Below are 25309 nucleotides of genomic sequence, written 5' to 3' on the forward strand. Positions count from 1 at the left end.
GGTCGAGGGATCAGCCGATGGCGGTGATGGGGGCGACGGTCGGGATGCCGGAGGCATCGCGGCGCTCGTCGGGGCCCGGCAGGGTGATGCTCTGGCCGCCCGAGCCGACGGCGCGCGCCGGGCCCACGCCCACCCAGGCCAGGACCAGTTCGTCCTCGCCGCGAAGGAAGCGCTGCGCCCGCACGCCCCCCGTCGCCCGGCCCTTGGCCGGGTAGCGGTCCAGGGGCGTCACCTTGACGCTGCCGCCAGTGCCGGGCAGGGCGCCCGCGCTGGCGGCCACGGTCACGACGACCGCCTCGGCCAGCAGGTCGGCGCTCACCGCCGATGCGGCGACCACCCGGGCGCCGTCGTGCAGGCTGATCCCCGCCATGCCGCCGGCCGCGCGGCCCTGCGGGCGCACCTTCGAGGCCTCGAAGCGCAGCAGCTGGGCGTCCGAGGCCACGAGGACGAGCACATCGGTGTCGGCGGCCGTGCCCGCGAAGACCACGGAGTCGCCGTCGGCCAGGGAGATGACCTCCCAGGAATCCCCGCGGGCGGGCTCATCGCCCACCTTGACGCGCTTGATGACGCCGGCCGCCGTCGCCAGGACGATCGGGGCGGCGGCGGGATCGCCCACCGGCACGAGCCCCACGACGCGCTCCTCCGGCTCGATCTCCACCAGGAGGCGCACAGGGGTGCCCCCCGCCAAGGAGGGCGCCCCCTCCAGGCGCGGGACCTCGGGGGCGGAGACCACGTCGAGGCGAACGAGGCGGCCGGTGTCGGTCACCGCGCCCACCCGGCCGCGCGCCGTCGTCGCCACCTGGGAGGCCAGGGCGTCATGGGACTGCCTCGCCCCCGAGCGGGCCACGGGCTCGGCCCCCGCCGTGCGCGCCACGAGTCCCGTGGCGGACAGCAGGATCCGGCACGGGTCGTCCGGGATCGTCAAGGGCACATCCTTGCCCCCGGCCATGAGGCCCATCAAGGCGGCCCCGTCCGGGCTCCCCGCGCTGGCGGCGGACTGGGGGCCAGCGGCGCCCGCCGCCTCCAGCAGCACGGTGCGGCGCGGCGTGGCGAACTCCTCGGAGACCGACGCCAGCTCGCGGGAGACCACCCGGCGCAGGAGGACGTCGTCGGCGAGGATCGCCTCCAGGGCCTCGATCTCCCGGGCCAGCTCGTCGCGCTCCTTCTCCAGCTCGATGACGGAGAACTTCGTCAGGCGCCGCAGCTGGAGCTCCAGGATGTAGGAGGCCTGCGCCTCGGACAGGTCGAAGACCTGCTGGAGGCGGGTGCGGGCCGTCGCGGCGTCCTCCGAGGAGCGGATGAGGGCGATGACCTCGTCGATGTCGAGGATGGCGATGAGCAGGCCGTCCACGAGGTGCGCGCGCTCGCGCCGCTTGCCCAGGCGGAAGCGGGTGCGCCGCTCCACCACCGTCAGGCGGTGGCCCACGAAGACCTCGAGCAGCTCGCGCAGCCCCAGGGTGCGGGGCTGGCCATCCACGAGGCACACGTTGTTGATCCCGAAGGAGTCCTCCAGCGGGGTGTGGCGGTAGAGCTGGCTGAGGACCGCCTCGGGGTTGTATCCGTTCTTCACCCCGATGACCAGGCGGGTGCCGTTCTTGCGATCGGTCAGATCGGCGACGTCGGTGATGCCCTGGAGCTTCTTGGAGGCGACCTTGTCCTTGATGGCCGCGATGATCTTCTCCGGGCCCACGAGGTAGGGCAGCTCGGTGACGACGATGCCCTTCTTGCGGGCCGTCACGTTCTCGATGCGCGCGGTGGCGCGCGTGAGGAACTTGCCGCGGCCCGTCCGGTAGGCCTCCCGGATGCCGTCCAGGCCCACGATCATGCCGCCCGCGGGCAGGTCCGGGCCCGGCACGAAGGCCATGAGGTCCTCCAGCGTGGCCTGCGGGTGCTCGATGAGGTGGCGGGCCGCGCTCACGACCTCGCCCAGGTTGTGCGGCGGCATATTCGTCGCCATGCCGACGGCGATCCCGGAGGCCCCATTGACCAGCAGGTTCGGGAAGGCCGCGGGAAGCACCTCCGGCTCGGTGAGCGTGTAGTCGTAGTTCGGGGCGAAGTCGACGGTGTCCTCGTCGATATCCGCCGTCAGCGGCAGGGCGGGCGCGGCCAGGCGCGCCTCGGTGTAGCGGGGGGCGGCGGGGCCGTCGTCGAGGGAGCCGAAGTTGCCGTGCCCGTCGATGAGCGGCAGGCGCATGGTGAAGGGCTGGGCCAGGCGCACGAGCGCCTCGTAGATCGCCACATCGCCGTGGGGGTGCAGCTTGCCCATGACGTCGCCGACGACGCGCGAGGACTTCACATGCGGGCGGTCCGGGCGCAGTCCCATGCGGTCCATCTGGAACAGGATGCGGCGCTGGACGGGCTTGAGGCCGTCGCGCGCGTCCGGCAGGGCGCGGGAGTAGATGACGGAGTAGGCGTACTCCAGGAAGCTCGAGCGCATCTCGCTGGAGAGATCCTGCTCGACGATCGCGCCGTCGGTCGGAGGGGGCGTCTGGGTGGCGGACTTCGGCATGGGGGCATTCTCCGGTCCCCCTGCCCCTCGCTCCAACAGCGACACCCGTGCCCGGTGGCACAATGACCGCATGACGACGGCGAGAGACCCGGCGGATCGGCCAGTGGCCTCACCCGTTCCGCACGTGCGCGAGGTCCTGGGCGCGGCCGCCCTTGCCTCCGGGCCGGCCCTCGCCGAGGGGCCCGACGGCGCGCTCACGCAAGACGAGGCCCTCCAGGCCGCCGAGCGCTGGGGGCTCCTCCCCACTGGCGGGGCAGCCGGTGCGGGAGCGGACTCCTGCGCGCCGACCGTCGTCGTGCTCGTCGACGGGCTTGGCCTGGACCAGTTGCGCGAGCGCCGCGGGCACGCCCCTGCCCTGCGGGGCCTGCTCGCCGCCTCCGAGGCCGCCGCCAGCGCGGGCAGCGGACCTGGCCCCGAGGCCGTCACCTGCCGTCCCTCGACGACGGCGGCCGCCCTCACCGCCCTCGGCACCGGCGCCCTGCCCGGGGCCACCGGGATGGTCGGCTACTCGGTGCGCAACCCCCTGCTGCCCCCCGCCTCCGCCGGTGGCGCCCCCAGCAGTGAGGACCTCATCAGCCTCATCTCCTGGGAGGGGCGCTGCCCGGACCCTCGCGCCTGGCAGGACGTGCCCACGATCTTCGAGCGCCTGCGCCTCCCAGACGGCTCCTCGGCGGAGGCGCCCCTGGCCATCACCATCGGGCCCGCCCGCTTCGCCGGATCGGGCCTGACCGAGGCGGGCCTTCGCGGCGCCCCCCATATCGGCGCCGACGCCATGGAGCAGCGCGCTGGGCGCGCCGCCGAGGCCCTGCGGCGCGGCGTCCCGCTCGTCTACCTCTACGTGGGGGAGCTCGATCATGCTGGGCATGCCCACGGGTGGCGCTCGGAGAAGTGGTTGGCCCAGTTGGAGCGCCTGGACGCCCTCGTGGCCGAGCTCCAGCGCCGCGTCCCGCGCGGCACGCGGATCATGCTCACCGCCGACCACGGCATGGTGGACACCGACGACGAGCACCGACTCCTCATCACCGACTCGCCGGGCCTCATGCGCGACGTCGTCTGCGTGGCCGGGGAACCGCGCTTCACCCACCTCTACGTCGGCGGCCGGGACGACGCCGAGCGCGCCGAGCGGGCCAGCGCCGTCGCCGAGCGCTGGCGCGCCGAGCTGGGGGAGAGGGCGCTCTGGGTCGGGACTCGCGACGAGGCCGGCGAGCACCTCGGCCCCCTCGGCGAGAGGGCGCGCGGCGTGACCGGGGATGTCCTCGTGGCGGCCGCGGGCGCCTGGGTGGTGCTCGACCCGCGCGTCCACACCGATACCGTCCTGGGGATGCCCGGCGTCCACGGCTCCTTCACCGGCGCCGAGACGCGCATCCCCCTGCTCATCACGCGCGCCTGAGGACGTGGCGCTTACTCGGGCTTGGCGCCGAAGACGATCTCGTCCCAGGAGGGCACGGAGCGGCGCGCGCGCCGCTTGGGCTTGGCGGGGGCCTGAGGCATCTCGGGCAGCGCCTCCTGGCGGACGCCGCTGACGCGGGCCACCGCTGAGACCTCCGTGGTGGGATCGGAGACGTCGTCGGGCTCGACAGCCTTGCCGCGCCGGGACCTGGCGCCCTTCTTGCCCGAGCCCGTCGAGTCCTTCGCGTCGGGGCCCTCCTCCTGGCCCTCGCCGGCGCCCTGGGCGCCTGCCCTGCGCTTGCCGGCAGGGTGGTTGGACGAGCCCTTGGCGCGGCGACGGCGCCCCTCCATCGACAGCACCTGGGCCTCGCCCTGGGGCTGGTCCTGGGACGCGGCGGGGTCGCCGCTATCGGCGTCAGCCGGGTTCTCGTCGTCGGGGATCTCGACCTCCACGCGCCGGCCGCGGCTGGAGGCCAGGTCCGCCAGGAGCGCGTCGGTGGGGTCCATCGCGGGTGAGGACTCGGGCCGGGCGCTGTCCAGGGGCCTCTCCACCGTGGGCAGGCCAGTGGGCACCGTCCGGCTGGTGCGCAGCGACGAGCGGGAGGGAGCGGGCTCGGAGGCGCTGTCCTGATCGAAGACATCGGCGCGGCACGACGACGGCGATGCCGCCTCGGTCAGCCAGCGGGCCTCGTCGTCGAGAGCGGTCACCGTGCGCGCGGACAGGTCGAGGAGCCAGCGCGCCTGCTTCTCCTGGGCGCCCTGGACGAAAGTGAGGGAGATGCGCCAGGGATCGCGGCCCTCGCGCATGGCGTCCCACTCCAGGCTCGCGGGCGTGACGGCGCGTGTGGCCAGGCGATCGACGACGAGGTCGCCCAGGACAGGGGAGTCCTTGCCCCAGCCGATGCGGCAGGCCTGCGCCTGCTGGACCGCCCACCGGCGCTCGGCGATGACCGGGCCTTCGTACTTGCGCACATGCTCCAGGTCCATACCAGTGGCGGCGGAAACCTCCTCCGCCGAGGCACCGGCCCGCATGAGGGACTGGAGATCCTTGGGACGCACAGGGGAGTCCGTCGGCGCGGCGTCCGTGGGCTGAGGCAAGGCGGCGATTCGGTCACGACGCACCGCGGCGCGCAGGGCGTCGTCAATGACAACGCTGTAGCGCTCGCCGTCAGCATCCGTCAGAACGACCGTGTCGCCGTTCGCGCCCAGGAGCTCGAGCTCGATCATGGCAATGTGCCTCCTCAAGGATCTCTCGTTCCAGGGCACAGCCTGCCATCACGCGGCGAGGATGCCGGGGAGGCCCGCCGGTGAGCCGCTTCCGGAGTGGGCAGGACGCCCCGTCTCGCAGGGGGTTGCGCAGATCCTCAGCGGTGCTATGGTGCGCGTGCCCTGCTCTGAACGGGACCGCCTCTGCGTGGAGGCGGGCCTGCCCGGTAGTGCCCCTGCTGCCGGACCCCGCGTGACGAGCCGTCGACGAGAGAGAGTGACGTGGCCCATGGCGACTGACTACGACGCCCCGCGTAAGCACGATGACGAGCCCGAAGCCGATTCCATCGAGGAACTGACCGCTGCCCGGCAGAAGGATCAGTCCTCCGAGGCGATCGAGGAGGATGAGAACGAGGTCGCCGAGGGCTTCGAGCTCCCCGGCGCCGATCTGTCCCGCGAGGAGCTGAGCGTCCACGTGGTTCCCCAGCTCGAGGACGAGTTCACATGCTCGGAGTGCTTCCTCGTCCACCACCGCAGCCAGCTCGCGTACATCGACGACGCCACCGGCCTGCCGGTGTGCACTGACTGCGCCGGCTGACTGCCGGCTGGCGCCCGGCGACCGCCGCCCGGCCGTCGGCTGACCCCGGCGAAGAATCCCCGTACCGAAGGAGCCCCACATGGCACTGTTCTCCCGCCGCAAGAGCGAGCGCGGCACTGATGACGCCCTCTCCGGGGGCTCCGCGGGCTTCCCCGAGGACAGCGGCGAGGACCCGCGCTCCGGCGCGGCCGTGCCCGCCGACGGCCCCTGGGACTCCGAGGAGGTCGACGACGACGGCGACGACACCCGCATCGACCTCGGCTCCCTGAGGGTCCCCGCCATCGACGGCATGCAGCTGCGCATGGAGTCCCCCGGCCCCGGCGGCGGCATCCAGGCCGTCTCCCTCGTCCTGGGCGGCTCCACCCTGGAGCTGCGCGCCTTCGCCGCTCCGCGCACGGAGGGCATCTGGGACGAGCTGCGCGCCGACATCCTCGACGAGCTCGGCCGCGCCCAGGCCCGCACCCAGGAGGTCGACGGCGAGAACGGCATCGAGATCATCGCCGAGGTCCCCGTGCGCAACGCCGAGGGCGCCACCGGCACGGTCCAGGTCCGCTTCCTCGGCGCCGACGGCCCCCGCTGGTTCCTGCGCGGCGTGCTCCAGGGCCCCGCCGCCGTCGACGAGGCCGCCGCCCGCGAGCTGCGCGACGTCTTCCGGGGCGTCGTCGTCGTGCGCGACGGCCAGGCCCGGCCCCCGCGCGAGATCCTCCCCCTCCACATCCCGGGCGCCGCGGTGTCCCCCCAGGCCGAGGATCTTCCCGGCCTTGACCCGCTCGCCCCCGGCCCCACCATCGCCGAGGTCCGATGAGCCCGGCCTCGGGCCTGCTCGCCCGCCTGCGCTCCCTCGGCCGCAGCCGGGAGGACCTCGACGCCGACGACGAGGCCCGCGCCACGGGTGAGCGCCTGGCGCGGCTCGGCGCGGTGGAGATCGCCAGCATCGCCCCCCGCCACCGCGTGCGCGTCACAGGCGTGCTGCGTGCCGTCACCTACCGCCCCTCCGAGGCCCGGCCGGTTCTCGTCGGCCAGCTCTTCGACGGGACGGGCAGCGTCGACCTGGTGTGGATGGGGCGCCGGCGCATCGTGGGCATCGAGCCCGGCGCGCGCCTGTCCGTGGAGGGGATGGTCGTCGCCGGCCGCACCAGGCCCACGATCTTCAACCCCGCCTACGAGCTGCTGAGCGCCCGCCGATGAGCCACGCACTCTCCCCGGAAAAAGAACCCGGCGCCCGCGAGGACGGCCTGGCCAGGCCCACGGGCGGACTGGGCGCGATCGGCGGCCAGGTCTTCGACGTCTCGGCCGCCGTGGGCGGCTGGCGCGGCATCATCGAATCCGTCGCGCCGACGCTCGTCTTCGTCACCGTCGTCGCCCTGCGCCCCAGCGCGCTCGTCCCCGCGCTCGTGGCCTCCCTGGCCATCAGTGCCGTCGCCCTCGTGGCGCGCCTGGCCGCCCGCCAGGGCCTCACCCAGGTGATCGGCGGGGCGGTCCTCGCCCTCATCTCCGCCGCCTGGGCGTGGCGCACGGGCAAGGCGGAGGACTTCTACATCACCGGCCTGCTCATCAACGCAGGCTGGCTCGCGGTCACCGCGGGCTCCCTGGCGCTGCGCTGGCCGCTCGTCGGGGTCCTCATGGGCCTGTGGCGCGCCACCACCGACTCCGGCGACGGCCAGGGCTGGGCCGCCTGGCGCAAGGACCCCGCGCTGAAGGGGGACCGGCGCCGCTACACCTGGGGCACCGCCGTGCTCGCGGGCATGTTCGCCCTGCGGCTGGTCGTCGAGCTCCCCCTCTACCTCGCGGGCGCCGTCGGGCCCCTCGGGGTCGCCAGGATCATCCTGGGGGTGCCGCTGTACGCGCTGACCCTGTGGATCGTCTGGCTCCTGGTGCTGCCCCGCGACTAGGGGAGGGCCCCGCCCCGGCCGCGCGCGAGGACCGGCTCAGGCGTTGAAGATCTCGGGGATCTCCACGAGCGTGGCCTCGCCCTCCTTGGCGGTGAGGAAGATGAGCTCGTCCCCCCGCTCGAAGCGCTCATCCTCATCGGGGGTGATCGGCCGGTACTCGCGCAGGATGGCGGTGAGCACCGTGTGAGGGGGCAGGACCACCGAGGGGACGAGCTCGCCGATCATGGGGGAGTCGTCCGGCAGCGTCAGCTCGTGCATGAAGGCCCCGGACTGGTGGAAGGTGAACAGGGAGACGAGCGAGCCCACGCTCACGGCCTCCTCCACCAGCGCCGTCATGATCCGCGGCGTCGAGACGGCCACGTCCACGCCCCAGGTCTCGTCGAAGAGCCACTCGTTCTTGGGGTTGTTGACGCGCGCCACCGTGCGGGGGACCCCGTACTCGGTCTTGCACAGCAGGGAGATGACGAGGTTCGCCTTGTCGTCCCCCGTGCAGGCCACGACGACGTCGCACTCGCCGGCCCCGGCGTCCTCCAGGGCCTCGACGTCGCAGGCGTCGGCGAGCTGCCAGTCGGCGTCGGGGACGGCGGACAGGCGCATGGCCTCCGCCGAGCGGTCCACGAGCGTGACCTCGTGGCCGTGGCTGATGAGCTCGCGGGCGATGGAGCGCCCCACGCTGCCGGCTCCGGCGATGAGGATCTTCATGGCTCAGGCCTCCTGGACGGGCGGGCGGGACAGGACGCGCTGCGCGGCGGCGATGCGCTCGGTGGCGACCGCCAGGTGGAGGCGGTCGTGCTCCTGCAGCAGGGTGGTCGGCTCGGGCACGAGCGCCCCCGAGCCCCGGGAGATCCAGGCGACGCGGCCGCCCACGCGCTCCTCGATGGTCGCGACCGACGTGCCCACCCAGCCCGATGAGGCGTCGGGCTGGACGAGGGAGACCGCGCCCGAGGGATCCTCGGCCTCCCTGGCCGATCCGCCGGGAAGGATCCAGCGCATCATCTGGTCCGCCGTGCGGCGCACGGTGGCCACCGTCGGGATGCCGAGGCGCTCGTAGACGTCGGCGCGGTTGGTGTCGTAGATCCGGGCCACCACGTGCTCGACGCCGAAGGTCTCGCGCGCCACGCGGGCCGAGACGATGTTGGAGTTGTCCCCGTTGGACACGGCGGCGAAGGCGTAGGCCTCGTCGATCCCGGCCTGCTCCAGGGCGTCGCGGTCGAAGCCCACGCCCTTGACCTTGCGGCCGTTGAAATCCTTGGGAAGGCGCCGGAACGATTCGGAGTTCCTGTCGATGACGGCCACGGAATGGCCCATGCGGTCCAGCTGGGCGGCCATGGTGGCGCCGACCCGTCCGCAGCCCATGATGACGAAGTGCACGACCGAACCGTACCCTCATTCTTGGCCGATGCCGAGCGCGGGCATAGCATTCGGGTTCGTGCGTGACTTCGCCGACCGCGTCAAGCGGCTCCTCGTCGGCCGCCCCGTGCCCAGCGGGGCCCTCGGCGAGACCCTCCTGCCCAAGCGGATCGCCCTGCCGGTCTTCGCCTCGGATGCCCTGTCATCCGTCGGATACGCCCCGGACGAGGTGATCGTGACCCTCGCCCTGGCGGGCGTGGCCGCCACAGCTCTGTCGCCCTGGGTGGCGCTGGCGGTTGTGGGCGTGCTGCTCATCGTCGTGGCCTCCTACCGCCAGACCGTCCACGCCTACCCCTCGGGCGGCGGGGACTACGAGGTCGTCTCCACCAACCTCGGCTCGCACGCCGGCCTCACCGTGGCCTCCGCGCTGCTGGCCGACTACGTCCTGACCGTCGCGGTGTCCATCTCCTCGGGCTCGTCCTACCTCGTGACCGCCCTGCCCGCGGCCGCCCCCTACAAGGTGGAGATCGCCGTCGGCGTGTCCACGATCCTCGCCGTGCTTAACCTGCGCGGCACCCGCGAGGCCGGCGGCGCCTTCGCCATCCCCACCTACATCTACATGATCGCGATCGGCGCCCTGGCCGTCACCGGATTCGTCCAGGAGGCCATGGGGACGCTGGGCCAGGCCCAGTCCGCGGCCTTCGACGTCGTCGCCGGGCCCGGCTGGGACTCCGGGCTGACCGGGCTCGCCGGGGCCTTCCTCATCCTGAGGGCCTTCTCCTCCGGCTGCGCGGCCCTCACCGGCGTGGAGGCCATCTCCAACGGCGTCCCCAGCTTCCAGCGCCCCAAGTCGAAGAACGCGGCGACGACGCTGCTCATGCTCGGCGCCATCGCCGCGGCCATGCTCATGTCGATCATCCACCTGGCCGGCGCCACCGGCATCCACATGGTGGAGGACCCCGTCACCCAGCTCACCTCGCACGGCTTGCCCGTGGGGGAGGACTACCACCAGGACCCGGTCATCGGCCAGCTGGCGGCCACCGTGTTCGCCAACTTCACACCCATGTTCTACCTGGTGACGGCCGTGACGGGACTCATCCTTGTCCTCGCCGCCAACACCGCCTTCAACGGCTTCCCCGTGCTCGCCAGCGTGCTCGCCGCCGACGGCTTCCTGCCCCGCCAGCTCACCCAGCGCGGCGACCGCCTGGCCTACTCCAACGGGATCATCGCCCTGTGGCTCGGGGCGATCGCCTTCATCGTCGGCTTCGAGGCCGACACCAACCGCCTCATCCAGCTGTACATCGTGGGCGTGTTCATCTCCTTCACGCTGTCCCAGATCGGCATGGTGCGCCACTGGACCCGCGAGCTGGCCACCGCCTCCGACCCCCGGCAGCGCTCCCAGATGAGCCGCTCCCGGATCGTCAACAGCATCGGCCTGGTGGCGACAGGGATCGTCCTCGTCGTCGTCCTCATCACCAAGCTCACCCGCGGCGCCTGGATCACGCTGACGATCATGGCGATCATCTTCCTCGTCATGAACCGGATCCGCCGCCACTACGACAGGGTCCACGACGAGCTCGCCATCACCGACCTGCACGACTCCCGGGTGCTGCCCGCCCACGTCCACGCCATCGTGCTCGCCTCCAGCCTCCACAAGCCCACCCTGCGGGCCCTCACCTACGCGATGTCCACCAACCCCACCTCCATCGAGGCCCTCACCGTGGATATCGGGGACGACCGGGCCGACCAGCTCCTGGAGGACTGGGACGAGGCGGACCTCCAGGTGCCCCTGACCGTCCTCGACTCGCCCTACCGGGACATCACCCGCTCGGTCATCGCCTACGTGCGCTCGGTGCGCCGGGAGTCACCGCGCGACCTCGTCGTCGTCTTCATCCCCGAGTACCTCGTCAAGCACTGGTGGGAGCAGGCCCTGCACAACCAGATGGCGCTGCGCATCAAGACGGCGCTCCTGTTCACCCCCGGGGTGGTCGTGGCCTCGGTGCCATGGCAGCTGGGGGCGCCCGGCCTGAGGCAGGCCCGCCAGCAGCGGCGCCTGGCCCCCACCACCGGCATCGTCGACGCCGATGAGGCGGTGCGCCGCGGCTCGCGAGCCCGCCGTCGCGGCGCGGGGGAGAGGCCATGAGCGCCCCGAGCGCGTCGAGCGCGCAGGGGCGCCGCCCCGACCGCCGGGCAGGCGCCCCGGGCGCCGGGAAGGCACCGGAGGAGATGACCCTCGTCGTCGGGCCTCCCGCCCACGGTGGGCACTGCGTGGCCCGCCCCCAGGGCGAGCCGAATGGCCGAGTCGTGTTCGTGCGCCACGCCCTGCCGGGGGAGACCGTGCGGGCGCGCATCACCGCTCAGACCTCCAAGATGTGGCGGGCCGACGCCATCGAGGTGCTCACCGCCTCCCCGGACCGGGTCGAGCCCGTCTGGCCCGAGGCCGGGCCCGGCGGCGTCGGCGGGGGAGAGCTGTCCCATGTCGCCCTGCCGGCCCAGCGCACCTGGAAGCGCTGGGTCCTGGCCGACTGCCTGCGCCGCATCGGTGGGCCCGAGGTCGCCGACGCTGTCCGGGCCCTGCCCTCATCGACTCCCCCCGGGGGTGTGCCCGTCGAGCCCATGCCCTCCGAGGCCGCCGCCGAGGCCAGCGAGGACCCCCAGACCCGCGCCCTGGCGGGCACCGGCACCCGCACCCGCATCGAGCTCGCCATCGGCGAGGGCGGCGCCCCCGGCATGCACGTCTTCCGCTCCGCGGAGATCCTGCCCGTGCGCGACCTCCCCCTGGCAGTCCCCGCGATCCGGGACCTGGGCCTGACCACCCGCGATTCCTGGCGCGCTTGCCTGGCGAGGGCCCGCCACGTCGAGGCCGTCGCCCCCAGCGCCAGCGCGCCCGTGGTCATCGTCGACGGCAAAGTCCTGTCCGCCGCCGGGCGCCCGATGAGCAGGCAGCGGGTCGACGAGTCCGTCGACGCCTCGGGACTGGGCCTGGGCGAGCTGCGCTACGCGGTGCGCGCCGACGCCTTCTGGCAGATCCACCGCGACGCCCCGCGTGTGCTCGTGGAGGCGGTCGCCCGTGGCGCCCTGGGCGATGAGGCTGCCGCGCCCGGCGCCGCCGGAGCCGAGCGGCGTGGCGGGCCCCGCGTCTTGGAGCTCTACTCCGGCTCCGGCCTCCTCACCCTCCCCCTGGCGCTGCTGGCAGGCGAGGTCATCTCCCTGGAGGGCTCCGAGCGCGCGGTGCGCGACGCCGACCGCAACCTGCGCCCGGCCCCGTCGGCCCGGCTCATGGCGGGCCGGGTGACGGCCGCGTCGGTGGCCGAGCTCGGGCGCTCCTTCGGCCTCGGGAGGGACCAGGGCGCCGATGTCGTCGTCCTCGACCCTCCCCGCCAGGGGGCCGGCAAGGACGTCGTCGAGGCGATCGTCGAGGTCGGGCCCGAGCGGGTCGTCCTCGTGGCCTGCGACCCCGCCGCCCTGGCGAGGGACCTGGGCTCCCTCCTGCGCGGCGGCTACCGCCTGGAGGGCTTGCGCGCCCTCGACATGTTCCCCCACACCCACCACTTCGAGACGATCGCGGTGCTCCACCGGTCCTGACCGCTGCCCGATCATGGATGGGGCTGTGAGTGGCTGGGGGACATGACGGCGAGTCATATGGGAATAAGCGTTGCGATATGGCTGCGGGATTGAGATCTGGCCCATAGCCTGGAGGCATGGTTTCTCTCTTGCCCGCGCCCCTGCCCGCCCGCTCGCGCGTCCTCGCGGCATTCGCCGCCGCGACGCTGCTCCTGGCCATCTCCGCCTGCTCGAGCGAGGACTCCTCCTCCGGCGGGGCGGCGAGCACGACTGCCGCCGCTCAATCCTCCAAGGGCATCGATCCTGTGACCGGCGAGGAGAAGTGATCCATGGACGGGTCGGGCTCCATGGCCACAGCGCCGGGCACGGACCTCATGATCGTCGACGACAAGGTCATTGACGCCACCACCGGTGCGACGGTATCGACCCTCGTTGTGCCGGAGACGGGCGCCGATGGCATTGAGACGACGATGAGCGCCCTTGCGGATGGCTCGCTCCTGGTGACCATGGCGCCCTACTACAAAGACGCCGCCCCGAGCTCGCCAGCTGTTCTCGCCACCGTCCTCGACTCCGCGGGCCAGCCGCTCATGAATGTTGTCTCGGGGTCCAGGGCCCCCTTCGCCTCGTCCTGCGCCACAGGGGAGGACGCGAAGGCGGTCGTGGCCGACCCGGAGCACAAGGCCTGCCTCATCGGCCCATCCCCGACGGTCGCCTCCCTGCCGGACGCCGGCTCCGGCGACGCGGTCACCGAGGACCTCGCGGCGCAGGTGGGCGCGTTCTCGCCCCTCGCCCACGACTCCTCCAGCGATGCGATAGTGCTCCTGGAGACCAAGGACGGCAAGGCCAGGCTCGTGGCGCGCACGGGCTACAAGGCGGTGGACACCTCCACGTGGAACGCGACGACCTACAAGGCGATCCTCGCCCTGCCTGAGGCCTGGAGCCAGGACCTCGGCGACGCCCTCGCGGGCGCCAATGGGGCTCCCACCGGCGTCTCGACCATCGGCTTCGCGGGCCAGCCCACCTGGGGCGCCGATCACATCGACCTCGTCACCTACTCGGCGGGCTCCATGTCCGTGACCCGATGGGCCGTTGGAGGCTGAATCGACGGGGCGGCCCTGGGGCGGCTCGGCCTCGCGCCGGCTCGGCCCCGGGCCGCCCCAGCGCCTTGTCCGGCTTTGGAACGCCGCGCGTCCTCGAAATGCCGGGAACCGCTCACGGCTCGATTCCTGGGAGGGCGTGAGATTGCGGCGTGATGACGGCCCGTGATCTAGCGTGGGCGCCGTACCGGGCGGGCCCGCGCTGGAGCCCCAGGCCGCGGCCCCGCCGGTGATCCACGAGCAACAGGAGCGACGTTGACCAGCATCGACACCTTCGGATCCCGCGCCACCCTCGACGTCGACGGCGCCGCCTACGAGTACTACCGGCTCAACGCCGCCCCCGGACTGGAGCGCCTGCCCTACTCCCTCAAGGTCCTGGCGGAGAACCTGCTGCGCACCGAGGACGGCGCCAACGTCACCGCCGACCACGTGCGAGCCCTGGCCGCCTGGGACCCGGCCGCTGAGCCGGACACGGAGATCCAGTTCACCCCGGCCCGCGTCGTCATGCAGGACTTCACCGGCGTGCCCTGCATCGTGGACCTGGCCACCATGCGTGAGGCGGTCGCCGAGCTCGGAGGCGACCCTGAGGTCATCAACCCCCTGGCGCCGGCCGAGATGGTCATCGACCACTCCGTGCAGATCGACTCCTTCGGCCTGCCCGGCTCCCTGGAGCGCAACAAGGAGCGCGAGTACGAGCGCAATGCTGAGCGCTACCAGTTCCTGCGCTGGGGGCAGGGGGCGCTGTCCAACTTCCGCGTCGTCCCCCCGGGCACCGGCATCGTCCACCAGGTCAACATCGAGTACCTGGCCCGCATCGTCTTCACCCACGAGGCCGACGGCGTCACCCGGGCCTACCCCGACACCTGCGTGGGCACCGACTCCCACACCACCATGGTCAACGGCCTGGGCGTCCTGGGCTGGGGCGTGGGTGGCATCGAGGCCGAGGCCGCCATGCTGGGCCAGCCCGTCTCCATGCTCATTCCCAAGGTGGTGGGCTTCAAGCTCTCCGGCGCCATCCCCGCCGGCGCCACCGCCACCGACGTGGTCCTGACCATCACCGAGATGCTGCGCGCCCACGGCGTGGTGGGCAAGTTCGTCGAGTTCTACGGCGAGGGCGTCGCCGAGGTGCCGCTGGCCAACCGCGCCACCATCGGCAACATGAGCCCCGAGTTCGGCTCCACCGCCGCGATCTTCCCGATTGATGAGATCACCCTGGACTACCTGCGCCTGACCGGCCGCTCCGAGGAGCGCGTGCGCCTGGTGGAGGCCTACACCAAGGCCCAGGGCATGTGGCACGACCCGGCCCGCGAACCCGTCTACTCCGAGTACCTCGAGCTGGACCTGTCCACCGTGGTGCCCTCGATCGCCGGCCCCAAGCGTCCTCAGGACCGCATCGTCCTGTCACGGGCCAAGGAGTCCTTCCAGGAGGTCCTGCCCACCTACGCCTCCCAGCCCTCTAAGCCGACGCCAGTGACCCTGGCCGACGGCACCGCCACCGACCTGGACCACGGGCACGTCGCCATCGCCTCGATCACCTCGTGCACCAACACCTCCAACCCCTCGGTGATGATGGCGGCCGGTCTGCTGGCCCGTAACGCCGTCGCCCGGGGCCTGCGCTCCAAGCCCTGGGTGAAGACCTCCACCGCCCCGGGCAGCCAGGTCGTCACCGACTACTACGAGAAGGCCGGGCTGTGGCCCGCCCTCAACGAGCTGGGCTTCAACGTCGTCGGCTACGGCTGCGCCACCTGCATCGGCAACTCCGGGCCCCTGCCGGCCGAGGTCTCCCAGGCGGTCAACGACGCCGACCTCGCCGTGGTGTCGGTGCTCTCGGGCAACCGCAACTTCGAGGGGCGCATCAACCCCGACGTCAAGATGAACTACCTGGCGTCCCCGCCCCTGGTCATCGCCTACGCCCTGGCCGGGACCATGGACATCGACTTCGCCACCGAGCCGCTGGGCCAGGACCCAGAGGGCCGCGACGTCTTCCTGTCCGACATCTGGCCCGACCCCACCGAGGTCCAGGCCGTCATCGACTCCACCATCGACCGGGAGATGTACACGCGCGACTACGCCGACGTCTTCGCCGGTGACGAGCGCTGGCAGGGCCTGGACACCCCCGAGGGGGACACCTTCGCCTGGGACAAGGACTCCACCTACGTGCGCAAGGCCCCCTTCTTCGAGGGCCTGTCCATGGAGCTCACCCCGGTTGCCGACATCGAGGACGCCCGGGTGCTCGCCCTGCTGGGGGACTCGGTGACCACCGACCACATCTCCCCGGCCGGCGCCATCAAGGCCGACTCTCCGGCCGGGCGCTACCTGGCCGAGCACGGCGTGGCCCGCGCGGACTTCAACTCCTACGGCTCGCGCCGCGGCAACCACGAGGTCATGATCCGCGGCACCTTCGCCAACATCCGCCTGCGCAACCGGCTGCTCGACGGCGTCGAGGGCGGCTACACCCGCAACTTCCTCACCGGCGAGCAGGAGTCGATCTTCGACGCCTCCCAGGCCTACCAGGCCGCCGGCATCCCGCTGGTGGTCCTGGGTGGCAAGGAGTACGGCTCGGGCTCTTCACGCGACTGGGCGGCCAAGGGCACGGCCCTGCTGGGCGTCAAGGCCGTCATCGCCGAGTCCTTTGAGCGCATCCACCGTTCCAACCTCATCGGCATGGGCGTGGTTCCCCTCCAGTTCCCGGCCGGAGAGAGCGCCGAGTCGCTCGGCCTGGACGGCACCGAGACCTTCTCCATCACGGGCCTGACCGCGCTCAACGAGGGCACCACCCCGCGCACCGTCGCGGTCACGGCGCAGAAGGCCGACGGCTCGGCGGTCTCCTTCGACGCCGTTGTGCGCATCGACACCCCCGGCGAGGCCGACTACTTCCGCCACGGCGGCATCCTCCAGTACGTCCTGCGCTCCCTGGCCCGGGGCTGAGCCGGGCCAGTGCCCCGGCGCTTCCGCCCTCGCGTGGGGCGCGCCGGGGCAGGAACCCGTGGCCGATGCCGCTCTGGCTCCCGACGGAAGCACGGACGCTCCCGCGGGTCCGCTTGGCGTGGGCCAGGGGGAGCGGGGCACGGCTGGCGACTATCTCGGCCGTCCTATGCCGCGCGCTCCGGGGAACCTCCCGGAGCGGCCGGGGGTGTTGGGAGTGCTGATACGGCTGTGCGAGCGGCGGTGGATTGGTGCGAGCCCGGATGTCACCGATTCGCCGCCGCTCGCATTGTCGCGCTGAGCGAGACGGAATCTCGCTGAGCGCGACGTATGCGAGCGCCCGAGAATCCGCGCGAGCCCTCATCGCCCAGATTCGCCAGCGCTCGCACAGCTATTTCGACCTCCCCAGGTGCTCCCCGGTGCTCCGCCCGGTGAGCGGGCGAGCGCCCTGGGCGGATGGCGGATAGCGGTGCGCTGAGTGGGAGCGGTGCTCTCGAGTATGCGGACGGGTGGGCTCGAGAGAAACGCTCGGTGGAGTGCTGACAGCCTGTGGGCGCTCGGCGCCGCTCCTGTTGCGCCTCCAGGAGGCGGTGGGCCTAGGATCATCTCGGCCAGGCAGCGGCGTCCGGGCCCGTCAGGCTCGTCGGACGCGGGAGGGGAGGAACTGCATGTCGAGGGTGACCTTGCGCGACATCGCCGACGCGCTCGGCGTCTCACCATCGACCGTCTCCCTCGCGCTCAGGGGCTCGGACCGCATCTCCTCCGCGATGAGGAAGAGAGTCGTCCAGGAGGCCGCTGCCCAGGGCTACCGCACCGACCTCGCCGGCGCGCTCCTGCGAACCGCCAAGCCGCGCATCATCGGGCTCGTCTGCGATATCGGCCAGGAGCTCCACGTCGCCTACAGCAGGGAGATCATCGCCGTCGCCGAGGCCCGCGGCTGGCTGATCATGATGGAGGACACCGCCGCTGGCGACGGCGCCGCCGCACTGGGGCGCATCATGCAGCTGCGGGCCCAGGCTGTCATCGTCGTCGACCCCGGATCCGTGCCAGCCGAGGCCCTGACGGGCCTCGACATCCCCGCTGTCGTCATCGGTCAGGCCTCTCCCTCGCCCGACGCCGATCTCATCATCTCCAACAACGACAGCGGCATGGCGCAGGTGGCGGACCTGCTCGCCGACGAGAGCCAGGTGATCTGCTTCGACGGCGGCCCCACCGCCTCCGCCCGCTACCGCCGCCAGTCCTTCCTGGCGGCCATGAGTCGCACGCGCGCCGACGTCCGCGTGGTCGCCTCCGGCGCGACCATGGACGCCGGCTGGGCCGCGATGCGATCTGTTCTCGCCGACGGCCCCCTCACGGCGGGAGCGGCGGTCTGCTACAACGACCAGTGCGCGCTCGGCGTCATGGCGGCGCTCACCCGCGAGCGCCTCGTCGTCCCTGACGACATCCGCCTCGTCGGCTTCGACAACTCCCGTATCGCGAGCTCGGCGGCCTTCGAGCTCACCTCCGTCGACCGAGACCCCCATGGTGTCGCGGCGCTCGCCGTCGAGCGGGCGATCCTGCGCGCTGAGGGCGATGACTCCCCAGCCACCCACGCGCAAGTGGACACGCGCCTGGTGCGCAGGCGAACGGCCTGAGCCGTGCCCGCGCACCAGGCGCGCCGTCGTCGTCCCCGTCAGGAGACCGCCCGCAGGCTTGCCCGCCACGCGGCGTCGATGATCTCAGGATCGATGAAATCGAAGATGAGGACTCCCCGGCCCCGGCCTTCCTCCATCATGGCGAGCACCTGGGGGTTGAGCCTGTCGGCATAGGCGCGGGGGTTTCCCAGATCCCCATTGGTGGCGCTGACGTGGTTGAGCACCAGCGCCCCCGGATCCCCATCCCGGCGGTAGAGCTCGACGATCTGCGAGAGCTTGCCCCGCGCCGTCGGGCCGTCCCAATCATCCTGAAGGGCGATTCCCGGGTTGCCATGCCAGGGAACGGCCCACGGCTCACCATGGAGGCTCGTCAGGCCGAACTCCTCCGGCGCGCACTCGAAGGCGATCACCTTGCCCCTCGCCTCGCCGAGGGTGGGCCAGAGCGTCGCCCCGTCGCGCGCGGAGGGGGTCCAGAACAGGTCGCGATGGGCCTCGATGAGGGAGAGGAGCGCATCGCCGTACTCGGCGAAATCATCCTTCGCCTCATTGGCGTTCTGGAATCTCACCAGCACGACGTCCCCGGGATTGCGCTCCAGGTGGTCCCGTAGCGCCCCGAGGATCGACTCAGCCGTGATATCGCTGATCCACTCACGGTGCGCCGCCACCATCGAGGCGCGCAGGCGGATATCGAGGAAGCGCGCTCCGCGCTCCAGCTGCTCGGTGAGGGACAGCTTCTGGGTGCGGTAGTACGGGTGCTCGCAGGCGCTCGTCATCGTGTCATGCGTTCCCGGGATGACCAGCGAGCACAGGGGAGTGCTATCCGGCAAGGACGCGATGAGGGAACCGACGGTCTCACTTTCCATGGGAGGCTCCTTCCTCACAACCCCGTTCCTCACAGCCCCGCCGGTCGGCGTGATCGCGGATATCCGCGTAGAAGCGGCTGAGATAGTCCTCGACATCCGCGCGCCCGCAGTCCAGCGGGCCGGGCGTCTCCATCTTCAACGACACTGTCGCGCACGCCGTGAGCAGGGCGTCGTCAGCGCTGTGGCTGGCGCGCTCAGTGATGTAGGCGGAGAACACCGTGTCCCCGCGCCCGGTCCTGCCCGCCAGGCTGCGGGGGCGCAGGGGACAGGTGTGGAATCCGTCGTCGTCGAAGATGAGGATCTCGGCGGCGTTCGAGACCATGATCTCGCGCGCGCCCAGGTCACGCAGGGCACGGGCGATCTCCCGGCGATCGCTGCGCCCGGTGAGATGCTCGCCCTCGGCGGTATCGACCTTGAGGAAGCGGATACGGCTGTAGAACTCCTGCCCGCCCTCGAAGCGGCGGAATCGGAGCTCGCCGGTGGCGCCGTCGGGCTGCCGGAGGAATCCCTGCATATCGACGGCGAGTGGGCCCCTGGCCGAGAGCTCGTCGACGATATCCGGGGCGTAGTCGCCCACCATGAGGCCGGCGAGGTGGCGCACCGTGACCTCGCGGGACGGGATGTCCCGCGCCGAGATCGGGTCCGCTTGCGCCAGGGCGGTGGAGACGCGGCGCTCCTGGTCCGCTGTGGCGTAGACGTTGCGGATCGAGGAGGTCCTCTCAGAGTCGACGGCGACGACGTGGCGCACCGCCGCGGGGAATCGCGACAGCAGCTCGGCGTCCTCCTGCGCCGCGGTCACCACCGCTTCCACCTCGTGCCCGAGGGATGCGGCGGCCGCGGCGGCGCAGATCGCTGCGCCGCCGACGACCCGCGAGGCCCGGCCCTCGGCGTCGACATTGATGTCGACGCAGATCGGGCCGATGACCTGGGAGACGAGGCCCTGGGCGGGCTCGGGGGAGAGGGCGCTCATGCGCGTGCCTCGGCCTTCTCCGCCTGGTCCCGGCTGTCCTGGCGCGCCTTGAGGCGGATGAGGGCGGTGGACAGGCAGAAGGCGACAGCGGTCAGGGCGGCCAGGCCGAGGAAGGCCACTCCCAGGGTGGACGTGGGGGTGAGGATCTCTGTGACGACCTCACCGGCGTCGTCCTTGATCGAGGGCTTGATGAGCCCGCCGAAGACGATCGGCCCGAGCAGGGCGGGGACATAGCCCAGCGTGATCGCGAAGGACATGGCGGCCGAGGACTGCTTGGGCGGGACGTTGAACTCGCCGATAGGCGCGTAGTAGACACCGCGGATCATGAAGCAGCACCCCGAGGCGATGAGCATGAGCACCATGAGGGTGATGAGCAGTCCCTTGGAGATGATGCCCTCGGGGGCCTCGCCCGCGGGGAAGCTCGAGACGGACGCCGGGTGGGTCAGGAAGATCGCGGCGATGCCGAGCAGGATAACCACGAGGATCGCCGACATGAACCGCATGAAGTGCGAGGTCGATCGGAAGACCTTCTCCACGAGGACGGAGGAGACCAGGGGTAGCATCCTCAGCCCGATGACGACAGTGGAGAAGACGGCGGCGACGAGGGCCGAGGAGCCGTAGCCCGCCTGGAGGAAGCGCGCGAAGTACGTGCCAGCGGCTACGAAGGTGCCGTAGACGCAGAAGACATTGAGGCCGACGACCCACACGACGGGGAGCTTGGCGACCTGGCCGATTCCCTTGATGGCGTCGATGGTCGAGGCGTTCGTGGTCTCGTCCTCGTCGGCGACGCGGGTGTCCTTCGGCGCGGCCCAGAAGACCATGATCGCCGTGACCAGCACGATCGCCGAGCCGGTGAGCATGATGACGCGGGGGCCGGCTCCCATGGCGATGAGCGCGGTCCACACCAGGGAGACGAGGAAGGCCAGCAGGCCGCGGCCGAACTCGAAGAAGCCGAAGGCCGCGCCCTGGTGCTCCTCGCTGGTCGAGGTGCGCACGGCTTTGAAGTTGGCGGGTTTGAAGAGCACCTCGCTCAGCAGCAGCATGAGGAAGAAGCAGGCGAGCAGTACGCCGAAGGACAGGTTCGGCGAGAAGACGGAGATGAATAGGGAGATCACGCCGACGCCGAGCGTGGTGAGCACCATGATGGTGCGCACCTGGAAGCGGTCGCCGATCCATCCCAGCAGGATCGTGCCCAGGATGATGACCAGGCCCTGCATGGAGTAGAGGCGCCCAGCCTGAGCGTCCGTCACCCCCATGGCGATGGGGAAGTCCTTGGGGAGCGTGTTGCGGATATCCCAGAAGGCGTAGAGCAGTTGGGCGTTGACGGTGATGAACAGCAGTTGGATGAAGGTCCTGGGGGCGAAGCCGAAGGAACTCAGCAGCTTCTTCATTGAAGCCTCTCCTTGGGGTCAGAGGTCGGTATCCGAGGCGGGCGTCCGGCCGCCGATGCCACGACGCAGCGGCGGCAGTGCCTCAGGGACAGGGGTGGGGTGGACGCGATGTCAAGAATAGCAGGGAGTCAAACGATTGAATAGAGGAGGGCGTGATCGGTGCCACGGGCGCCGCAGTGGGCGCCGGACAGCGAGGGCTGGGGAGCGGCGAGATCTGCAGCCCCCGCCGCCCCGGCGCCGTGCTCCGTCGCTGCCGCGCCGCGCGGCTGGGGGCGTGCCCCTGGGCGGACGATGCTAGGCGGGTAGCGGTGCGTCGGGCGGCCGCCATCTCGGCCGCCATATGGTGCGCGCTCTCGAGAGCGGCCAAGGGGTTGGGAGTGCTGAATTGGCTGGGCGAGCGGGGGTGGATTGGTGCGAGCCCGGCTGTCACCGATTCGCTGAGACCTTGCGCAGTCGCCCCGGAATAGCGGCCCTGCGCTTCCCGTTGCCCTGACGTTCAGATCATGCCGAGCGGCGACCGCCGAAGGAGATGCGTACTCATGTCCCAGTCCACCGTCAACAGTGACGCGACCAACCAGACAGACGTCCCGGTCGAGGAGGTTGACCTTCTCGTCGTTGGAGGCGGCAAGGCGGGCAAGTCCCTGGCGATGCTGCGCGCCAAGGCCGGCGACAAGGTCGTCATGGTGGAGCGGGACAAGGTGGGCGGCACCTGCATCAACGTCGCCTGCATCCCCACCAAGACCCTCATCTCCGCCGCCCGCGTCCTTCGTGAGGTCCAGGGCTCACAGGCCTACGGCGTCACCCTGTCCGAGCAGGACGGCGGCGCCGGCGCCCTGGCCCAGGCCCGCATCGAGCTGGCCTCCTTCCGCGCCCGCAAGGAGGCCGTCGTGGGTGGCATGGTGGCCGCTCACGAGAAGATGTTCCCCGCCTCCGGCATGGACTTCGTCAAGGGCACCGCCCGCTTCGTGGGGGAGCGCACCGTCGAGATCGCCCTGAACGACGGCGGCCTGCGGCGCGTGCGCGGCGCCAAGGTCCTCATCAACACCGGCACTACGCCGTCGGTTCCCTCAATCGAGGGCCTGTCCGACGTGCGCTACTGGACCAGCGAGGACCTGCTCACCCTGCCCGAGCTGCCCAGTAGCCTCATCGTCCTGGGTGGCGGCGTCATCGGTGTCGAGATGGCTTCCCTCATGGGGCTCCTCGGTGTCCCGGTCACCATCGTCCACGCCGGGCCGCACATCCTGGACCGCGAGGACGAGGACGTCGCCGCTGAGGTGACCGCCGGCCTGGAGGCTCTGGGAGTCACGGTCCTGGCCGGAGCGCCCGCCTCGAAGGTCGCCGCCGCGGCCGACGGGAACGGCGTCGTCGTCACCACCGCCGACGGTCACGAGGTGAGCGGATCCCACCTGCTCGTCGCCCTGGGACGCACTCCTGTCACCGCCGGCCTCGGCCTGGAGGCCGCGGGCGTGGAGCTGACCGAGCGCGGCTTCGTGCGCGTCGACGACCACCTGCGCACCACCGCCGAGAACGTGTTTGCCGCCGGTGACGTGGCCGGCACGCCCCAGTTCACCCACGCCTCCTGGAACGACTTCCGCGTCCTGCGTGACCTCTTCGCAGGCAAGGAGGCATCCACCACCGGACGCCTCATCCCGTGGGCCGTCTTCACCACGCCCGAGCTCGGGCACGTGGGTCTGAGCGAGGCCGAGGCCCGCGAGGCCGGCTACGAGGTGCGCGTCGCCAAGACCCCGACGGCGGCCGTCCCGCGCGCCAAGACCCTGGGCCACACCGAGGGCTTCTTCAAGGTCATCATCGACGCCCGCACCGACCTCATCCTGGGCGCCGCCATCATCGGCGCCGAGGCCAGCGAGGTCGTCACCAGCATCCAGATGGCGATGCTGGGCGACCTGACGTGGCAGCAGGTGCGCGACGCCGTCATCACCCACCCCACCATGAGCGAGGGACTCAACATCGTCCTGGACTCCCTGGGCTGAGAGCCTGAGGACTGGCCCCGCCTGAACGGTCTGACCGACCTGCTCAGGCGGGGCGTACCCCCAGATCCTCGATGCGCTCGGCCCCCGGCAGCGCCACCAGCAGCGCCCCGGGCACCAGAAGCTTGGAGCTGCGCACGCCCGAGCCGATGAGCACCGTGTCCCGGTCCGCCACAGTACCGTCGACGAAGAGCCGCCAACTCGCGGGCAGACCGACCGGCGTGATCCCGCCATACTCCATGCCACTCATCTCCACGGCCCGCTCCACCGGTAGGAACGAGGCCTTGCGCACGTCGATGCGTTTCTTGACGACGTGGTTGACATCGGCGAAGTCGGTGGCGCGCACGACGCAGGCGGCGATGCGCTCCTCGCCTGTGCGCTTGCCGGCCACGAGCACACAGTTCCCGGTCGCCTCGGGGTCCAGGTGATAGTGCGCGTTGAGGGCGTCGGTGTCGGAGTGGGCCGGGTCAATGGGAACCACCTGCGCCTGACGGACCAGGTCCGCGCCCTCGGATGAGGCTGCCGCCAGCGCCCGCAGCGCGGAGGCCACGGGCTCAGCGAGCAGATCGGTACGCTCCAGTGCCGGCTGCCAGCCGATCTCCACGGCGAAGACCTCAGCCGGATCACGCAGCTCAGTCATTCCTCTCATCCTTTCGACGACGTCGAGCGTCTCTCGATGCGCTCCACCAGACGGGTCCTGACCCCGGGCCACTGCTGCGGGGTGATGGCGAACATGGCCGTGTCGCGTGGCCGCCCCTCCTCACCGGGAGTCAGGGAGGGCTGCCAGGCGTGCAGGACCCCCTCGAAGGTCGCCCCTAGCGCTGCGATCGCGCCGCGAGCCACCTCATTGCGCGCATCGGTCTTGATGTCCACACGGTCCACGCCCCAGTCCTCGAGGGCCTGCGTCAGCAGCAGGAGCTTGGCGGCCGGGTTGATGGCGGTGCCGCGAGCAGTGGGGGAGAGCCAGGAGGAACCGATCTCGACGGCGAAGAGCCGCCCGTCCGGCATCCATCGCGGCGTCAGGTAGGCGGTGTGCCCGACGACGCGGCCGGTGGCGACCTCCACCTGAGCGAAGGGCGCGTATGCACCCGTGTCCCGGCGGGCCAGGCTATGGGCCACGTAGTCCTCGACCGTCTCCGGTGACGGCACCGTGGCGAAGGGGCTGGTCGCGGCCGCCTCTGCGGCCAACTGCAGCCCCGGCACGTGCTCAGGTGTCAGCGGCTCCAGACGCACGATGTTGCCGGCCAGCGCGCCACAGGTCAGAACGGGGGAGGTGGTGTGCGACTCAGTGGAGCTCATGCCTCGAGCATGGCAGCCGGGGTGCGGACGTCGTCGGGACGCCTCAGCATGTGGTCTCATTGTCCCCGTGCTGCACGTCATCTTCTTTGAGCCGCGCATCCCGGGCAACACCGGGGCGGCGATCCGCCTGAGCGCCAACACCGGCTCCATGCTCCACCTCGTGGACCCCCTGTTCGACATGGACGACGCCAAGCTGCGCCGCGCCGGCCTGGACTACCACGACCTGGCCAACACGCGCGTCCACGCCACCTGGCAGGAGTGCCTCGAGCAGGTCCCCGGACGCATCTTCGCCTTCACCTCCCACACCGAGCGCCTCTACACCCAGGTCGACTGGCGCGACGACGACGCCCTCCTGTTCGGCCCCGAGCCCACCGGCCTGCCCCAGGAGATCCTCGACCACCCGCGGGTGAGCGGCCACCTGCGCATCCCCATGGTCGAGGGCAACCGCTCCCTCAACCTGGCCAACTCCGCCGCCATCGGTCTCTATGAGGCCTGGCGGGTCCTCGGCTTCCCCGGCGGGCGCTGAGCCGCTGCCAGAGGCCGGGTTAGGGAGGCCGAGCCCGGCCGGGAAGCCAAGCCGCGCGCGGGCGGGGACGCGGGGGTCCGGTTCCGGCCGCGCGCCGAGCCTGCTTCC

22 protein-coding genes are annotated in these 25309 nt (G+C 71.6%); 13 read left to right on the plus strand and 9 right to left on the minus strand.

From position 1 onward, the window contains the following. Positions 1-10 precede the first annotated feature (10 nt). On the minus strand, positions 11-2509 hold the full coding sequence (locus tag A1QA_RS0108390) for a DNA gyrase/topoisomerase IV subunit A (RefSeq protein WP_017178465.1): 2499 nt from the start codon (positions 2507-2509) through the stop codon (positions 11-13). Between the two features lie 70 nt (positions 2510-2579). Here A1QA_RS0108390 and A1QA_RS0108395 point away from each other — a divergent pair, with 70 nt between their 5' ends. Beyond that, the gene (locus A1QA_RS0108395) at positions 2580-3899 is read left to right on the plus strand and encodes an alkaline phosphatase family protein (RefSeq protein ID WP_051000577.1); all 1320 of its coding nucleotides are present in this window, start codon (positions 2580-2582) and stop codon (positions 3897-3899) included. Positions 3900-3910: 11 nt separating this feature from the next. Here A1QA_RS0108395 and sepH read toward each other — a convergent pair whose 3' ends face one another. Next, positions 3911-5125, minus strand: a complete 1215-nt coding sequence (gene sepH / locus A1QA_RS0108400) for a septation protein SepH (RefSeq protein ID WP_017178467.1) — start codon at positions 5123-5125, stop codon at positions 3911-3913. A gap of 268 nt (positions 5126-5393) precedes the next feature. On the opposite strand from sepH, the gene A1QA_RS0108405 reads away from it, so the two are divergent. The 4 genes from A1QA_RS0108405 to A1QA_RS0108420 all read left to right on the plus strand — a co-directional run bounded on the left by A1QA_RS0108405 (position 5394) and on the right by A1QA_RS0108420 (position 7594). Further along, positions 5394-5702, plus strand: a complete 309-nt coding sequence (locus tag A1QA_RS0108405) for a DUF4193 domain-containing protein (protein WP_017178468.1) — start codon at positions 5394-5396, stop codon at positions 5700-5702. 79 nt (positions 5703-5781) lie between these two features. Further along, the gene (locus tag A1QA_RS0108410; RefSeq protein WP_017178469.1) at positions 5782-6507 is read left to right on the plus strand and encodes a DUF3710 domain-containing protein; all 726 of its coding nucleotides are present in this window, start codon (positions 5782-5784) and stop codon (positions 6505-6507) included. Then, complete coding sequence (locus A1QA_RS0108415) at positions 6504-6890, plus strand: OB-fold nucleic acid binding domain-containing protein (protein WP_017178470.1); 387 nt, start codon at positions 6504-6506, stop codon at positions 6888-6890. Before A1QA_RS0108410 ends, A1QA_RS0108415 begins: the two co-directional genes overlap by 4 nt. Continuing rightward, positions 6887-7594 (plus strand): DUF3159 domain-containing protein, encoded by a 708-nt coding sequence (locus A1QA_RS0108420; protein WP_017178471.1) that lies wholly within the window; start codon positions 6887-6889, stop codon positions 7592-7594. Before A1QA_RS0108415 ends, A1QA_RS0108420 begins: the two co-directional genes overlap by 4 nt. 36 nt (positions 7595-7630) lie before the next feature. Here A1QA_RS0108420 and A1QA_RS0108425 read toward each other — a convergent pair whose 3' ends face one another. Together A1QA_RS0108425 and A1QA_RS0108430 are read right to left on the minus strand one after the other, a co-directional pair. Beyond that, the gene (locus tag A1QA_RS0108425) at positions 7631-8296 is read right to left on the minus strand and encodes a potassium channel family protein (protein WP_017178472.1); all 666 of its coding nucleotides are present in this window, start codon (positions 8294-8296) and stop codon (positions 7631-7633) included. Positions 8297-8299: 3 nt separating this feature from the next. Then, complete coding sequence (locus A1QA_RS0108430; RefSeq protein WP_017178473.1) at positions 8300-8965, minus strand: potassium channel family protein; 666 nt, start codon at positions 8963-8965, stop codon at positions 8300-8302. A gap of 58 nt (positions 8966-9023) precedes the next feature. Between A1QA_RS0108430 and A1QA_RS0108435 the strand changes: the two genes are divergently transcribed. The 6 genes from A1QA_RS0108435 (at position 9024) to A1QA_RS0108465 (ending at position 18164) form a co-directional block, all read left to right on the plus strand. Further along, positions 9024-11087 (plus strand): APC family permease, encoded by a 2064-nt coding sequence (locus A1QA_RS0108435; protein ID WP_017178474.1) that lies wholly within the window; start codon positions 9024-9026, stop codon positions 11085-11087. Beyond that, positions 11084-12529, plus strand: coding sequence for a class I SAM-dependent RNA methyltransferase (locus A1QA_RS0108445; protein WP_154652332.1), 1446 nt, complete (start codon positions 11084-11086; stop codon positions 12527-12529). The genes A1QA_RS0108435 and A1QA_RS0108445 overlap by 4 nt, the downstream gene beginning before the upstream one ends. Positions 12530-12645: 116 nt before the next feature. Beyond that, entirely contained in the window at positions 12646-12834 is a 189-nt protein-coding gene (locus tag A1QA_RS15955; protein ID WP_154652333.1) for a hypothetical protein, read from the plus strand. 3 nt (positions 12835-12837) lie between these two features. Then, the gene (locus tag A1QA_RS0108455; protein WP_017178477.1) at positions 12838-13608 is read left to right on the plus strand and encodes a hypothetical protein; all 771 of its coding nucleotides are present in this window, start codon (positions 12838-12840) and stop codon (positions 13606-13608) included. Positions 13609-13860: 252 nt separating this feature from the next. After that, positions 13861-16533, plus strand: coding sequence for an aconitate hydratase AcnA (gene acnA, locus A1QA_RS0108460; protein ID WP_017178478.1), 2673 nt, complete (start codon positions 13861-13863; stop codon positions 16531-16533). Positions 16534-17198: 665 nt separating this feature from the next. Beyond that, positions 17199-18164: a LacI family DNA-binding transcriptional regulator gene (locus tag A1QA_RS0108465; protein ID WP_017178479.1), complete on the plus strand. Its 966-nt coding sequence runs from the start codon at positions 17199-17201 to the stop codon at positions 18162-18164. Between the two features lie 38 nt (positions 18165-18202). On the opposite strand, the gene A1QA_RS0108470 is transcribed toward A1QA_RS0108465, so the two are convergent. Genes A1QA_RS0108470 through A1QA_RS0108480 form a run of 3 tightly spaced genes read right to left on the minus strand, consistent with a single transcriptional unit; the run spans position 18203 to position 21388 of the window. Then, complete coding sequence (locus A1QA_RS0108470; protein ID WP_017178480.1) at positions 18203-19027, minus strand: phosphoinositide-specific phospholipase C-related protein; 825 nt, start codon at positions 19025-19027, stop codon at positions 18203-18205. Next, positions 19017-19997 (minus strand): PfkB family carbohydrate kinase, encoded by a 981-nt coding sequence (locus tag A1QA_RS0108475; protein WP_017178481.1) that lies wholly within the window; start codon positions 19995-19997, stop codon positions 19017-19019. The genes A1QA_RS0108470 and A1QA_RS0108475 overlap by 11 nt, the downstream gene beginning before the upstream one ends. Continuing rightward, positions 19994-21388, minus strand: a complete 1395-nt coding sequence (locus tag A1QA_RS0108480; protein ID WP_017178482.1) for an MFS transporter — start codon at positions 21386-21388, stop codon at positions 19994-19996. The genes A1QA_RS0108475 and A1QA_RS0108480 overlap by 4 nt, the downstream gene beginning before the upstream one ends. Positions 21389-21927: 539 nt before the next feature. On the opposite strand from A1QA_RS0108480, the gene A1QA_RS0108485 reads away from it, so the two are divergent. Then, positions 21928-23379 carry a dihydrolipoyl dehydrogenase family protein gene (locus tag A1QA_RS0108485; RefSeq protein ID WP_017178483.1) on the plus strand — a complete coding sequence of 484 codons (1452 nt, stop codon included), beginning with the start codon at positions 21928-21930 and terminating at the stop codon, positions 23377-23379. Positions 23380-23422: 43 nt separating this feature from the next. Here the strand turns inward: A1QA_RS0108485 and A1QA_RS0108490 are convergent, their stop codons facing one another. Together A1QA_RS0108490 and A1QA_RS0108495 are read right to left on the minus strand one after the other, a co-directional pair. After that, positions 23423-24016: a YbaK/EbsC family protein gene (locus A1QA_RS0108490; RefSeq protein WP_017178484.1), complete on the minus strand. Its 594-nt coding sequence runs from the start codon at positions 24014-24016 to the stop codon at positions 23423-23425. A gap of 5 nt (positions 24017-24021) precedes the next feature. Continuing rightward, positions 24022-24675 (minus strand): GNAT family N-acetyltransferase, encoded by a 654-nt coding sequence (locus A1QA_RS0108495; protein WP_017178485.1) that lies wholly within the window; start codon positions 24673-24675, stop codon positions 24022-24024. A 67-nt stretch (positions 24676-24742) separates the two neighbouring features. Here A1QA_RS0108495 and A1QA_RS0108500 point away from each other — a divergent pair, with 67 nt between their 5' ends. Then, positions 24743-25201 carry a tRNA (cytidine(34)-2'-O)-methyltransferase gene (locus A1QA_RS0108500; protein ID WP_017178486.1) on the plus strand — a complete coding sequence of 153 codons (459 nt, stop codon included), beginning with the start codon at positions 24743-24745 and terminating at the stop codon, positions 25199-25201. The last annotated feature ends 108 nt before the right edge of the window (positions 25202-25309 follow it).

The organism is Actinomyces timonensis DSM 23838, from assembly GCF_000295095.1.
Taxonomy (GTDB): domain Bacteria; phylum Actinomycetota; class Actinomycetes; order Actinomycetales; family Actinomycetaceae; genus Actinomyces; species Actinomyces timonensis.

Excerpts from the sequence above, each read along its gene's own strand:
- A1QA_RS0108390 (WP_017178465.1), bottom strand. The coding sequence starts at position 2,509 with ATGCCGAAGTCCGCCACCCAGACGCCCCCTCCGACCGACGGCGCGATC.
- A1QA_RS0108395 (WP_051000577.1), top strand. The coding sequence starts at position 2,580 with ATGACGACGGCGAGAGACCCGGCGGATCGGCCAGTGGCCTCACCCGTT.
- sepH (WP_017178467.1), bottom strand. The coding sequence starts at position 5,125 with ATGATCGAGCTCGAGCTCCTGGGCGCGAACGGCGACACGGTCGTTCTG.
- A1QA_RS0108405 (WP_017178468.1), top strand. The coding sequence starts at position 5,394 with ATGGCGACTGACTACGACGCCCCGCGTAAGCACGATGACGAGCCCGAA.
- A1QA_RS0108410 (WP_017178469.1), top strand. The coding sequence starts at position 5,782 with ATGGCACTGTTCTCCCGCCGCAAGAGCGAGCGCGGCACTGATGACGCC.
- A1QA_RS0108415 (WP_017178470.1), top strand. The coding sequence starts at position 6,504 with ATGAGCCCGGCCTCGGGCCTGCTCGCCCGCCTGCGCTCCCTCGGCCGC.
- A1QA_RS0108420 (WP_017178471.1), top strand. The coding sequence starts at position 6,887 with ATGAGCCACGCACTCTCCCCGGAAAAAGAACCCGGCGCCCGCGAGGAC.
- A1QA_RS0108425 (WP_017178472.1), bottom strand. The coding sequence starts at position 8,296 with ATGAAGATCCTCATCGCCGGAGCCGGCAGCGTGGGGCGCTCCATCGCC.
- A1QA_RS0108445 (WP_154652332.1), top strand. The coding sequence starts at position 11,084 with ATGAGCGCCCCGAGCGCGTCGAGCGCGCAGGGGCGCCGCCCCGACCGC.
- A1QA_RS15955 (WP_154652333.1), top strand. The coding sequence starts at position 12,646 with ATGGTTTCTCTCTTGCCCGCGCCCCTGCCCGCCCGCTCGCGCGTCCTC.
- A1QA_RS0108455 (WP_017178477.1), top strand. The coding sequence starts at position 12,838 with ATGGACGGGTCGGGCTCCATGGCCACAGCGCCGGGCACGGACCTCATG.
- A1QA_RS0108465 (WP_017178479.1), top strand. The coding sequence starts at position 17,199 with ATGTCGAGGGTGACCTTGCGCGACATCGCCGACGCGCTCGGCGTCTCA.
- A1QA_RS0108470 (WP_017178480.1), bottom strand. The coding sequence starts at position 19,027 with ATGGAAAGTGAGACCGTCGGTTCCCTCATCGCGTCCTTGCCGGATAGC.
- A1QA_RS0108475 (WP_017178481.1), bottom strand. The coding sequence starts at position 19,997 with ATGAGCGCCCTCTCCCCCGAGCCCGCCCAGGGCCTCGTCTCCCAGGTC.
- A1QA_RS0108480 (WP_017178482.1), bottom strand. The coding sequence starts at position 21,388 with ATGAAGAAGCTGCTGAGTTCCTTCGGCTTCGCCCCCAGGACCTTCATC.
- A1QA_RS0108485 (WP_017178483.1), top strand. The coding sequence starts at position 21,928 with ATGTCCCAGTCCACCGTCAACAGTGACGCGACCAACCAGACAGACGTC.
- A1QA_RS0108490 (WP_017178484.1), bottom strand. The coding sequence starts at position 24,016 with ATGACTGAGCTGCGTGATCCGGCTGAGGTCTTCGCCGTGGAGATCGGC.
- A1QA_RS0108495 (WP_017178485.1), bottom strand. The coding sequence starts at position 24,675 with ATGAGCTCCACTGAGTCGCACACCACCTCCCCCGTTCTGACCTGTGGC.